Here is a 12,076-nt window from a genome sequence, read left to right as displayed (position 1 = left end):
GCCGACCTGCCCGATGCCGACCGGCTCCAGCCGTCGAACCCCGGCGACCGCGCGCCGGCCGGAGCCGGCGCCCCCGCCCGCCCCCACCCGATCCGGGTGCTGGTCGCCGACGACGAGCCCATGATCCGGGCCGGTGTCCGCGCCGTCCTTTCCACCGACCCCGGCATCGAGGTCGTCGCCGAGGCGGCCGACGGGCACGAGGCCGTCGAACTGGTCCGGGCCCACCGCCCGCACGTGGCCGTCCTCGACGTGCGGATGCCGAGGACCGACGGCATCGACGCCGCCGCCGAGATCCGGCGCGCCCTGCCCGCCACCGGCGTCGTCATGCTGACCACGTTCGGCGAGGACGACTACATCCTGCGGGCGCTCGGCGCGGGGGCCGCCGGATTCCTGATCAAGTCCGGTGAACCCGGGGAACTCCTCGCCGGGGTACGGGCCGTGGCCGAGGGCGCCGCCTACCTCTCACCGAAGGTCGCCGCCCGGGTGGTGGCGCACCTCGCCTCCACCGGGGCCGGGGAGCGGGCCGGCCGGCGGAACGCCGCCCGCGAGCGGATCGCCGGGCTGACGCCCCGGGAACGCGAAGTGCTGTCGCACCTCGGCGGAGGACTGTCCAACGGGCAGATCGCCCGGCGGCTGCACCTGGTCGAGGGCACGGTCAAGGCGCACGTCAGCTCCGTCCTCGCCCGCCTCGGCGTCGACAACCGCGCCGCGGCCGCCGTCGTCGCCCACGAGGCCGGCATCCTGCCCCCACCACCGCCCGAGCAGCGCTGAGACCAGCAGCTCGGCGGGGCGGCCCAGCGCCAGGAGCACCGACGCGACGACCGCCCCGCCGAGCAGAGCGCCCGCGACCACGTCGTGCGGGTAGTGGACCCCCACCAGGACGCGCAGCAGCGCCGCCGCTACCGCGACCGGCAGCGTCACGGCGGCCAGCCGGGGCCGCCGCACCGCCAACCCCACCGCCAGGGCGGCGGCCAGGGTGGCGTGGTTGCTGGGGAACGACCAGTCGCCCGGCTCGGGGCAGGCGGCGATCGCCCCGGCCCCCTCCACCGCCCGGCACGGCCGTTCCTCGTCGGCGACCAGCTTCAACGCCTCGCTGACCGCGTACGCCACCACCGTCCCGACGCCGACGAGGACGGACGCCGCCGCCGCGCCCGCGTCCCTGCGGCGCAGCGCCCCCCAGCAGACCCCGAGCAGGAGCAGGCCCAGGACGATCAGCGTGGCCTCCGAACACAGCTCCAGGAGGTGGCCCAGCCACCCCGGCGCGTCGTCGACGGCCTCCGTCAGCGAGCGGTAGGCGGAGACGGACGCGCCCTCCGTGACCTCGACCGGACCGGGCCGCCCCGGACCGCCGGGCCACAGCAGTCCGATCCCGGCCGCCGCCGCCCCCAGGAGTGCGGCCGACCCGAACAACCGGGCCGGCCCGTGGTGGTGATGTGTGTGCTGTGCCATGCGGCGAACGTACGGAGACGACGCGGCCGGGCGCGGGAGCCGAAGGGCAGGTGCGGCCCCCGACGAACGTAGGGGTTGACTCCGCAGAGCACCCCTACTCCTGGGGGCCGTCCCCGAACTCCCACACCAGCATCGCGAACCGCCCGTCGTCCCCCGCCCCCGCCGACCGGTACGTCGCGAGCGCCGCCTCGTCGTCCGGTTCGACGCCGACCCACACGTCGTAGCACCCCCGCTCCCGGGCGAGCTCCACCAGCGCGCGGGTCAGGGCCGTGCCGATGCCCCGGCGGCGGTACGGGCCGTCGACGGCGAGTTCGTACAGGCACATCTCCGTGCCCTTGTCCGGGTGCAGCATCTCGATGCCCGAGACGAAGCCCGCCGGGACGTCCTCCACGTACGCGATCAGCAGGGCGTGACCGTCCGCGGCGAGGAAGCGGGCGGCCCACTCCTCGCGGGGCGGGGCGTCGAAGAGGTGGCCGGCGGCCAGCAGTTCCGTGACGGCGGTGGCGCGGCGGATGTCCATCGGGGCCTCCGTGGGAGCGGCAAGGGCTGCGGGGACGCGGTGTACCGCGTCCGCAGTACGGCGGGGCGCACCGTACCTCTCAGGGAGGCCACGCACCTCACCCCGGCGGCCCCCGGGCGGCTCGCGTCCTCCGTTTAGGGTCGAGGGATGGAGACCCCTACTGTTCGACGGTGGCGGCTGCCGCCCCGTACACCTGGCCGGTGGGCCGCGGCCGGCGCCGCGCTCGCCGTGCTCGTGGGCGGCGGCGCCTGGGCCGCCGTCGCCGACGACGGATCGCCCACCGTGCGGCGCGAGGACCGGACGCTGCGCATGGACGGGGTGCCCATCGACACCTCGTACTTCCACGCCGGGGGTTCCGGCAAGCGGCCCGCCGTGCTCATCGGGCACGGCTTCGGCGGCAGCAAGAACGACGTACGGGCCCAGGCGGAGAAGCTGGCGGCGGACGGGTACGCGGTGCTGACCTGGTCGGCGCGCGGCTTCGGCGGGTCCGGCGGGGAGATCTCCCTCAACGACCCCGACCACGAGGTCAAGGACGTCTCCCGGCTCATCGACTGGCTCGCGGAGCGCCCCGAGGTCCAGCTCGACGAGGAGGGCGACCCCCGCGTCGGCCTCACCGGCGCCTCCTACGGCGGGGCGGTCTCCCTGCTCGCCGCCGGACACGACGAGCGGGTCGACGCCGTCGCGCCCGCCATCACCTACTGGAACCTCGCCGACGCCCTCTTCCCGGACGGGGTGTTCAAGAAGCTCTGGGCCGGGATCTTCATCTCCACGGGCGGCGGCTGCGAGCGGTTCGAGAAGCGGCTCTGCGCGATGTACGAACGGGTCGCCGTCAGCGGCAAGCCCGACGCGGAGGCGGTGAAGCTGCTCACCGAGCGCTCCCCGTCCGCCGTCGCCGACCGCATCACGGTCCCCTCGCTGCTCCTCCAGGGCCAGTCCGACTCCCTCTTCCCGCTCGGCCATGCCGACGCCATGCAGAAGGCCATCAGCGCCAACGGCGCTCCCGTCTCCGTCGACTGGATCGCGGGCGGCCACGACGGCGGCGACGACGAGACCGGGCGGATCCAGAGCCGGGTCAACGCCTGGTTCGACCGGTATCTCAAGGAGGACACCGGCGCCGGCACCGGACCCGCCTTCCGCGTCAGCCGCACCGGAGGCGTCGACTCCACCGACGGGGCCGCCCTCCTGCGCGGGGCCTCCGGCGACGCCTATCCGGGGCTGCGCGGGGGCGGCCGGGACATCGCCGTCGACGGCGGAACCAAGACCTTCCGCAACCCGGCCGGGGCCGCGCCGCCCGCCATCTCCGCCGTGCCCGGCGTCGGCGGCGGCCTCGGCCGGCTCTCCTCCCTCGGCGTCGGGCTCTCGCTCGACTTCCCCGGCCAGTCCGCCCGCTTCGAGTCCGCCCCGCTGGACACCGCCGTACGCGTCACCGGCACGCCCACCGTGAAGGTGAACGTCACGGCGGACGGCGGCCGGGACGCGGTGCTCTTCGGCAAGGTGTACGACGTGGCGCCGGACGGCGGGCAGCAGGTGCTGCCCCACCAGCTCGTCGCCCCCCACCGGATCACCCCCGACCGGCAGGGCAGGCCGATCGAGCTGGCGCTGCCCGCCGTGGACCACGAGTTCGACGCCGGGCACCGGATGCGGCTGGTGTTCTCCGCCACCGACCTCGGCTACGCCTCCCCGGCCGAACCCGCCACCTACACCGTCACCGCCGACGGGCCCCTGACCGTCCCCACCGCGCCCGCCGTGACGACCGCCGCGGCCGCTCTGCCCTGGTGGACCTGGGGCCTCCCGGCCGCCGCCCTCGTCATCGCCGCCGCACTCCTGCTCACCGCGCGCCGCCGCACCGCGGCCCCGGCGCCGGACCCCGAACTCACCGACGTACCGCTCCGGATCACCGGGCTCTCCAAGAAGTACGCCAAGTCCGTGGACCGGTACGCGGTGCGTGAGCTGTCCTTCCGCGTCGAGCGGGGCCAGGTCCTCGGGCTCCTCGGCCCCAACGGAGCGGGCAAGACGACCACGTTGCGGATGCTGATGGGGCTCATCAGCCCCGACGAGGGCGAGATCCGCGTCTTCGGGCAGGCCGTCCGGCCCGGCGCCCCGGTGCTCTCCCGGGTCGGCGCGTTCGTGGAGGGCGCCGGCTTCCTGCCGCACCTCTCCGGACGCGCCAACCTCGACCTGTACTGGCAGGCCACCGGCCGTCCCGCCGAGGACGCCCACATCGACGAGGCCCTGGAGATCGCCGGGCTCGGCGACGCGCTGGCCCGTGCGGTGCGGACGTACTCCCAGGGCATGCGGCAGCGGCTCGCCATCGCCCAGGCCATGCTGGGGCTGCCGGATCTGCTGATCCTCGACGAGCCGACCAACGGGCTCGACCCGCCGCAGATCCGCGAGATGCGGGACGTGATGATCCGGTACGCGGCCGGCGGCCGGACCGTGATCGTCTCCAGCCACCTCCTGTCCGAGGTGGAGCAGTCCTGCACGCACCTGGTCGTCATGGACCGGGGCCGGCTCGTCCAGGCCGGTCCGGTCGCGGAGATCACCGGCTCCGGCGACATGATCCTGGTGACCACGGCGGAGGAGGTGTCCGAGCCGCTGGCGGAGAAGGTCGCCGCCCTGCCCGGCATCGGCTCCGCCGTCCGCACCGAGGACGGGCGCGGGCTCCTCGTCCGCCTGGACGGGGCCACCACCGCGCGTCTCGTCGCCGGCCTGGTGCGGCTCGACGTCCCGGTCACCGGCGTCGGCCCGCACCGCCGCCTGGAGGACGCCTTCCTCACCCTGATCTCCCAAGGAGCAGCATGAGCGCCCCCGTCCAGCCCCCCGAGGCCCGGGTGGCGGCCGAGCATCCCGAGGCGCCCGGCTACCGCGCCGGGCGCACGCTCCCGCTCCGGGTCGAGGCCATGCGGCAACTGCGCAGGCGGCGCACCCTGCTCATGGGCGGGGTGCTCGCCGCCCTGCCGTTCATCCTGATCATCGCCTTCGCGATCGGCGGCACGCCGGACGGCGAGGACGGCGGCGGCCGGGGCGGCGGCCGGATCAACCTCATGGACGTGGCCACCGAGTCCGCCGCCAACTTCGCGGCCGTCTCGCTGTTCGTCTCGGCCGGGTTCCTGCTGGTGATCCCGGTGGCCCTGTTCTGCGGGGACACCGTCGCCTCCGAGGCGAGCTGGTCCTCGCTGCGCTACCTCCTGGCCGCACCGGTGCCGCGCGTCCGGCTGCTGTGGTCCAAGCTCGTCGTCGCGCTGGGCTTCAGCCTGGCCGCGATGGTGCTGCTGCCCGTCGTCGCGCTGGCGGCGGGCACGGCCGCCTACGGGTGGGGCCCGCTGAAACTGCCCACCGGCGGAGAGCTGGCCGCCGGGGACACCGTGCCGCGCCTGGCGATCGTCGTGGCGTTCATCTTCGTCTCCCAACTGGTCACCGCCGGGCTCGCGTTCTGGCTCTCCACCAGGACGGACGCGCCGCTCGGCGCGGTCGGCGGGGCGGTCTTCCTCACCATCGTCGGCAATGTGCTCGACGCGGTGACCGCGCTCGGCTCCTGGCGCGAATTCCTGCCCGCGCACTGGCAGTTCGCCTGGGCCGACGCGCTCCAGCCGCACCTGGAGTGGGGCGGCATGATCAAGGGCGCGGCCGTCTCGGTGGCGTACGCCCTGGTGCTGTTCGCGCTGGCCTTCCGCGGGTTCAGCCGTAAGGACATCGTGTCCTGAACCCGATGCTCCGGGGTTCGCCGTCCGCCGGCCGGTCCCGCGCCGCCCCCGGCCGCCCGCTGTTGCCGCATCGAGACGCTTCCGCAACGCTTTCGTCGACTCCGGCGGGCGGCCCCGTACGTCACATTCACAGATGTCGAGGACATCGTGACGACGTGGGGGGTTACGCATGCACCAGACCGACCGACGACACGGGAAGCGGGACGCGAGGCGGGCGGGGGCCGTGGCGCTCCTGCTGGCGGGGGCGGTGGCGCTCACCGCGTGCAGCGCCGGGGGCAGCAGCTCGGACGGCACCCGGGACGTCAGCTCGGGCAAGCGCCAGGGGCAGGGGCCGTCCGGCGGCGGACAGCCCGCGCCGGGCGCCGTGCCGCCCGGGACGGGCCGGTCGGCCGCGCCGGGGGGCGAAGGGACCGACGGCGCCGCCGAGGCGAAGCCCGAGACGCCCGACTACCTCTCGACCTTCGCCCTGGACGTGGACACCGCCAGCTACGGTTACGCCCGCCGCACCCTGGGCGACGGCCGGCTGCCCGCGCCCGGGGACATCCGCCCCGAGGAGTTCGTCAACAGCTTCCGCCAGGGCTACGAACGGCCGAAGGGCTCCGGCTTCACGGTGAACGTCGACGGGGCGCGCATGGGCTCCGCGAAGGGCGGGGGCGGCGCAGGCGGAGCCTCCGACTGGTCGCTGCTCCGCGTCGGCCTGGCCACCGAGGCCGCTCCGAAGGCCGCTGAACGGCCGCCCGCCGCCCTCACGTTCGTCGTGGACATCTCGGGCTCCATGGCCGAGCCCGGCCGTCTCGACCTGGTCCGGAAGTCCCTGGGCATCCTCACGGACGAACTGCGCGACGACGACTCCCTCGCCCTGGTCACCTTCAGCGACGAGGCCGAGACCCGGCTGCCGATGACCCGGATCAAGGGCAACCGGAACCGGATCAAGGACGTGGTGGAGGAGATGAGCCCGGCCCGGTCCACCAACGCCGGGGCGGGGATCACCCGCGGCTACGAGGAGTCGGTCGAGGGCCACCGCAAGGGCGCGACCAACCGGGTGGTGCTGCTCTCCGACGCCCTCGCCAACACCGGCGACACCGAGGCCGACAGCATCCTGGAGAAGATCGACTCGGCCCGCCGCGAGTACGGCATCACCCTCTTCGGCGTCGGCGTCGGCAGCGACTACGGCGACGCGTTCATGGAGCGGCTCACCAACAAGGGCGACGGCAACACCACCTACGTCGGGGACGAGGAACAGGCCCGCAAGGTCTTCGTCGACCAGCTCCCCGCCCACCTGGAGATCCGGGCCCGCGACGCCAAGGCCCAGGTGGCGTTCGACCGGAAGACGGTGAAGCGGTTCCGGCTGATCGGCTACGAGAACCGCAAGGTCGCGGACGAGGACTTCCGCGACGACGGCGTGGACGGCGGCGAGGTCGGCCCCGGCCACACGGTGACCGCTCTGTACGCCGTACGGCTGCGCGAGGGCGCGTCCGGCAGGGTGGCCGAGGCGACGGTGCGGTGGCTCGACCCCGAGACCCGCGAAGCGCGCGAGGAGACGGGGACCGTACGGACCGGGGCGCTGGAGGAGCCGTTGTGGGGCGGGGCCGGCGACCGGCTGCAAGTGGCCGCCGTGGCCGCCTACTTCGCCGACCGCCTGCGGGGCGGCGACCTGCCGGGCGCGCCCGGCCTGGACGAACTCGCCTCCCGGGCGGCCGATCTGGCGGAGGCGACCGAGGACAGCTCGGTGCGGAAGCTGGCCACGGCCATCGGCCAGGCGGACCGCCTCAGGGGCGGCGCCGGCCGGGACGGCGGGCCGGAACCGGACGAGGGCGAGATCGGCTGACGCGGTCCGTCCGCCCGCACCGGTCCCTCGGACCCCGGAGCGGGCCGCCCGGCCGGGCCGGGGTCCGGGGGCCGGACCGCCCGCCCCCGTCCGCCGGGGCCGGACCGCCCGCCCCCGTCCGCCGGGGCCGGGCGGCCCGGCCGGTTCGCACAGTCGGTCGAAACAATGCCCTGCGAACGGCAGTTCCCGGCCATGATGTCCGCCATGACCTCTCTCTTCCTGGTGCTCGCCACGATCGTCAACGGCCTCTACGCGGGCTTCATGCTGACCTTCCTGATCGCGATCATGCCCGGCCTCGCGGAACTGACGGACCAGCAGTTCGCCGCCGCCATGCGCCGTTTCAACGAGAAGGTCCCCGGGCCGGCCTTCCTGGTCCTGTTCCTCGGCGTCGTCGCCCTGCCCGCCGCCGCCTTCCTCACCGGCCTCGGCGAGCACGACGAGGTGACCGGGCCCGCCGTCCTGGCGGCCCTGATCTGCGTGATCATCGGGCACCTGATCACCGTGATCGGCAACATCCCGCTCAACAACGCCCTCGCCGCCTCCGAGGGCGGCGACGACAGCGCGGCCCGCGCCGCCTTCGAACCCCGCTGGAACACGCTGCACCAGGTGCGCACCGCGTTCTCGCTGGTGGCGTGCGCCCTGCTGGCCGTCGCGCTGTAGGGCTCCGGGGGAGGGGCGGCGGGGCTACCGGCCGCCCGCCCCCGCCTCCAGCCCGGCCCCGCCCGGGTGGCCGGGGCCGAGCAGCACCACGAGAGCGGCCTTCCCGGGTACGGGCACGTCCACCCGCCGCCAGCCGGCCCGCCCGTACAACCGCAGCGCCGCCTCGGCCCGTACGGAGGTCAGCAGCCAGCAGCGGCCTCCCGGGGCGCGTCCGGTCACCGCCTCCAGCAGGGCCGCACCGAGCCCCGTCCCGTGCGCCTCCGGCGCGACCGCGAGCTCGTTCACCTCCAGCGCCTCGCACAGCCACGCCCGCGTCCGCTCGGGACCGAGAGCTTCGGCGACCTGCCCGTAGCTACGCCCGGCCGGGAAGACCTCCGGGGTGATCCAGGCCGTGGCGAAACCGGCGACCGCCCCGCCGGACACCGACACCGCCGCCGTGAACCCGGGCCGCAGCACGTCCTGCTCCAACCGCCGGACGTACCCGTCGGCCGCCGCCGGGTCCTCGTGCCAGGGCGGGCCCGCGAAGGCCCGCGCGTACACGTCGCGGACACCCTCGGCGTACCGGAGCAGCTCCCCGGACCCCACCGTCTCCACCTCTGTCGCCATCGCCCCGCCCCTCCGCCTTCGCCCGGACCCCGGCCCGGCGTCGCGCCGCCGTCCGCGACGCGAACCGCCGTGGTCGGCACAACACTTGGGCCGACCGCCCGTCCGACGGTATGCGAGTGGCCACGCGACCGCCCACCCCTTTCCGTGACAGCCGCCCGCGCCACGGGGCCTGGCGGACAGCGCTTCCCGCCGTCCGCCAGGCCCCGCCCGGGGGGGCTCACACGTTGGGCACCTTGAGCCGGTCCCAACTGCTCTTCCCGGGGATGCCGTCCGCGTCCCCGCCCGTGTAACCCAGCTTGCGCTGCCAGGCGGCGTACGACTTCCGGTCGGCCTCGGACCAGGCGGGCCCCGGGCCCACCGTGTACCGGCCGCACCCTTCGGCCACCAGCCGCTTGCCCATCGCCGTGACGATCGCGCTCCTGCGGCCGACCGCGAAGAACGCGGACCCCGGGAACGGCTCGCACTTCGGTCTCGGCGGCGGATCGGCGGGGCCGTCCGGCGCACCGCCCAGCCGCTTGGCGACCCGGCTGCGCATCGCGTTCATGGTGAACCCGCGCGGATCGACCTTGCCCGGCTGCCACTCCAGATGGCCGATCACCGACCGCTCCGACCAGCCGTGCGCCCGGCAGACGGCGGCCGCGGCCCGCTCGATCGCCAGCAACTGGGCCGCCGGCCAAGGGTCCTTGCCGTCACCGAGGTTGATGCACTCGAAGCCGTAGAAGTGCCGGTTGCCGTCGGTGTTGGCCTCGTTGTCGGGGGGCAGCGCCTTCTCCGCGACGACGGCGCGCAGGACGTCGTCGTCGCCGAGCCCGGCGTGGTTGGCCCGCCCGTTCCCCACGAGGTGGACGGTCCCGTCCTTGGCGATGACGCCGTGGCAGAGCGGGCCGGGCAGGGCGGAGTGGCCGTTGTAGCAGAGCTCGACGGAGGACGCGGTGCCCGAGGAGACGGTGTGGTGGATCATCACCCCGTGCGTCGGGCCCCAGGGCCCCTTGTGGTTGCGGTTGTTGGTGCGCCAGCTCCGGTGCTCGACGACGTGGAGTCCTTCGTCGCGGAGGGCTTTGAGCAGCTTGTCGGCGGACAACGGCGTCGCCATGGCGGCGCTCCTTTCCCTGGTGGTGCGTAGATCACGCGGGCGCTTCGGCGTGCGTCCGGGCGGGACCGGCGGAGGGGCGGCGGCCGGGGAGCCGCGACCGCCGCGCCGGACGGAACGGCGGCCGGGAGCGCTCTCGGGTGGGGAATCCGCCATCGGCCTCTCCGATCGATTTGCCCGTTTCCACGCTCTGCCGAACGTCCCGTCGGGCGGAAGGTTTCGCCTTTCCCGACCTCCCGGACGGGCGGGTCCGAACTCCTGCCCGAGGTTTGGCCCCCGGAAAGAAGCGACGCCCCCGGCCGGGGCGCATCGGCCGCCGCCGCGCCGCCGTCCCCCGCGCTCCTCGCGCGCCCCCGCCACGCTTCCGTGCACGCCCTGGCCCGCTCCCCGGACGCGCCCCGGCCCCGCACCCGGCCCGGAGGGGCCGCGTGCGGGGCCGGGGGCGGCGCGGAACCGGTGGCTCCGCGCCGTCCGCGCCTGCTGCTCAGCTCGTGCAGGTCGCCTTGATCGCCGATATCGCGTGGTGCTCGTAGTTGCTGTCCCGGCCCCGGTCGTGGATGCGCACGGAGAGCTTCTTGGCCTCGATGGGGAACGTGCCCGGCACGTTGTACCAGGTGCCCCGGCGGTCCTGCTGGTTGAGGTAGAAGGAGCCCACCAGGTTGCCGCTCCGGGGCAGGAACCGGTCGTACACCGTGTAGTAGCTCGGGTCGCCGCCGACCCGCACGACGTCCGAACTGCCGGGCACATGGACGGAGATGCTGCACTTCCTGGCCGAGTCGGGCAGGTCGAACAGCCAGGTCGCCGAACCGCCCGAGTCCTTGGAGGAGCTGCCGGACATGGGCATGGAGAGGTACTTGCCCGCACAGCCGTAACCGCCGAAACCGCCGCTGTGGGTGGCCCAGCCCTCCTTCCCGTCGCTGTAGTAGCCGTCCCGCTGGAAGCGCTGGGTGGGGCACTCGGGGCCGGACACCCCGCTGTACACGACGGTGGACGTCGACTTGGACTGCGACTGGGGCGTGGTGTCCGTCGTGGGCGTCTTGGCGGAGCCGTCCGAGCCCCCGGCCGCCGGAGCCTTCGCCCCGGAACCGCTCTTCTCCGTCGAACCGGCCGCGTCCGTGGAGCCCTTCGCCGTCCCGGTACCCGTGGCGCCCTTGCCGTCGCCGTCCTTCTCGGCCTTCGCCCCGGAGGAACCGTTCGCCCGCCGCGGTCCGTCGCCCGCGTCCGCGCCCACGTGGTTGGCGGGGCCCTTGTCGCCCCGGACCGGCGGAGCGCCCTCCCGAGGGGCGCCGGGAACCCGTACGCCGTCGGGGCCCGCGGGGTCGGTGCCCGGCACGTACCCGCCCTCCTGGCCGGCCTGCTTCCACGCGGCCGCCGCCGCCCGGCGGGTGGGCTCGACGTCGTCCTTCTGGGCGGCCGCCACGACGAACGGGGCCCCGAGGAGCAGCGCACCCGCGAAAGCGGCGGCCACCACCATGGGACGCGACACCCGGCCGGGGCGCTCCGGAGCACCGCCCTCCGCCGCGGGGCCGTCGGGCGGGCTCGCGGCGGCGGCCGTGGCGGTGGCGGTCGCGGTCGCCGGTGCGCCGGATGCGGCCGCCTCGGCGCCGGTGGTCCCGGCGGCCTCCCGGGACGCCGTCCCGGTCTTCGGGGAACCCGGCTCCGCGGCAGCCGCGGCCTCGGACGCACCGGCCGCGACCACGGCTGCCGCGGGGGCCTCGGGGGACGCCGCCTCCGCCTCGGCCTTCTCCTCGGCCGCGCCCTCGGCGGCGGTCGTCGCGGTGGTGGCCGCCACGGCGGTCCCGCCGGCCGCCGGCTCCGCCTCCTCCCGGGCGACCGCGGCCTCCCCGCCGCCCGGCTCCTCCTCGGGCCCGGACGTGGTCCTGCCGATGGAGACGCCGACCGCGTGTGCCGCCGCCGGGGCCCCGGCCTCCCGCTCCCCGGCCTCCTCCGGGCCGGGTGTGGACGAGGTCGGCGTCCGCGCGCCACCGCCGTCCCCGTCGCCGGCGACCGGGACGTCCCCGCCCTGCGTCGCCGTCCGGGACGGCGGTGCGGACGGGGCCCCTATGCTCCCCGGACCTGAGCCCTGCGCACTGTCCGGCGCCGTTTCCCCCGAGGCCGCCTCCCGGACGTCGCCGGGCTCGCTCTCCTCGCTGGACCGCTGTTGCTTCACAGGTCGCCTCTCGTTTCCTGCCATGGGTCTTCTTCGCCCTCTTCGATTG

10 protein-coding genes and 1 pseudogene are annotated in these 12,076 nt (G+C 75.3%); 6 read left to right on the top strand and 5 right to left on the bottom strand.

The window, feature by feature from the left end; translation table 11 throughout:
* Positions 1 to 120 precede the first annotated feature (120 nt).
* Positions 121 to 771 carry a response regulator gene (locus AMK24_RS07170; RefSeq protein WP_242435060.1) on the top strand — a complete coding sequence of 217 codons (651 nt, stop codon included), beginning with the start codon at positions 121 to 123 and terminating at the stop codon, positions 769 to 771.
* Between the two features lie 93 nt (positions 772 to 864).
* On the opposite strand, the pseudogene AMK24_RS34620 reads toward AMK24_RS07170, so the two are convergent.
* Positions 865 to 1,086 (bottom strand): annotated as a pseudogene (locus AMK24_RS34620) (phosphatase PAP2 family protein); the annotation flags it as partial.
* On the opposite strand from AMK24_RS34620, the gene AMK24_RS34615 reads away from it, so the two are divergent.
* Entirely contained in the window at positions 986 to 1,294 is a 309-nt protein-coding gene (locus AMK24_RS34615; protein ID WP_242435064.1) for a hypothetical protein, read from the top strand. The pseudogene AMK24_RS34620 and the gene AMK24_RS34615 sit on opposite strands and share 101 nt — an antisense overlap.
* Positions 1,295 to 1,543: 249 nt before the next feature.
* Here the strand turns inward: AMK24_RS34615 and AMK24_RS07160 are convergent, their stop codons facing one another.
* Positions 1,544 to 1,969 carry a GNAT family N-acetyltransferase gene (locus tag AMK24_RS07160; RefSeq protein WP_073766205.1) on the bottom strand — a complete coding sequence of 142 codons (426 nt, stop codon included), beginning with the start codon at positions 1,967 to 1,969 and terminating at the stop codon, positions 1,544 to 1,546.
* Positions 1,970 to 2,116: 147 nt separating this feature from the next.
* On the opposite strand from AMK24_RS07160, the gene AMK24_RS07155 reads away from it, so the two are divergent.
* From AMK24_RS07155 to AMK24_RS07140, 4 genes are all read left to right on the top strand, one after another.
* Positions 2,117 to 4,771 (top strand): alpha/beta fold hydrolase, encoded by a 2,655-nt coding sequence (locus AMK24_RS07155; RefSeq protein ID WP_079190451.1) that lies wholly within the window; start codon positions 2,117 to 2,119, stop codon positions 4,769 to 4,771.
* Complete coding sequence (locus AMK24_RS07150) at positions 4,768 to 5,673, top strand: ABC transporter permease (RefSeq protein WP_073766201.1); 906 nt, start codon at positions 4,768 to 4,770, stop codon at positions 5,671 to 5,673. Before AMK24_RS07155 ends, AMK24_RS07150 begins: the two co-directional genes overlap by 4 nt.
* Before the next feature lie 169 nt (positions 5,674 to 5,842).
* Positions 5,843 to 7,501, top strand: a complete 1,659-nt coding sequence (locus tag AMK24_RS07145; RefSeq protein WP_073766199.1) for a vWA domain-containing protein — start codon at positions 5,843 to 5,845, stop codon at positions 7,499 to 7,501.
* A 192-nt stretch (positions 7,502 to 7,693) separates the two neighbouring features.
* A complete protein-coding gene (locus AMK24_RS07140; RefSeq protein WP_073766701.1) occupies positions 7,694 to 8,161 on the top strand; it encodes an anthrone oxygenase family protein in 468 nt (155 codons plus the stop codon).
* A 24-nt stretch (positions 8,162 to 8,185) separates the two neighbouring features.
* On the opposite strand, the gene AMK24_RS07135 is transcribed toward AMK24_RS07140, so the two are convergent.
* The 3 genes from AMK24_RS07135 to AMK24_RS07125 all read right to left on the bottom strand — a co-directional run bounded on the left by AMK24_RS07135 (position 8,186) and on the right by AMK24_RS07125 (position 12,051).
* Positions 8,186 to 8,767 (bottom strand): GNAT family N-acetyltransferase, encoded by a 582-nt coding sequence (locus tag AMK24_RS07135; RefSeq protein WP_073766197.1) that lies wholly within the window; start codon positions 8,765 to 8,767, stop codon positions 8,186 to 8,188.
* A 217-nt stretch (positions 8,768 to 8,984) separates the two neighbouring features.
* Positions 8,985 to 9,860: a peptidoglycan-binding protein gene (locus tag AMK24_RS07130; RefSeq protein ID WP_073766195.1), complete on the bottom strand. Its 876-nt coding sequence runs from the start codon at positions 9,858 to 9,860 to the stop codon at positions 8,985 to 8,987.
* Positions 9,861 to 10,341: 481 nt separating this feature from the next.
* Entirely contained in the window at positions 10,342 to 12,051 is a 1,710-nt protein-coding gene (locus tag AMK24_RS07125; protein WP_143203693.1) for a hypothetical protein, read from the bottom strand.
* Positions 12,052 to 12,076: the final 25 nt, after the last annotated feature.

This window comes from Streptomyces sp. CB02366 (assembly GCF_001905905.1).
Lineage (GTDB): Bacteria > Actinomycetota > Actinomycetes > Streptomycetales > Streptomycetaceae > Streptomyces.
The sequence above is the reverse complement of the archived record's forward strand: the minus strand, read 5'-3'. Positions and strand labels throughout refer to the sequence as shown.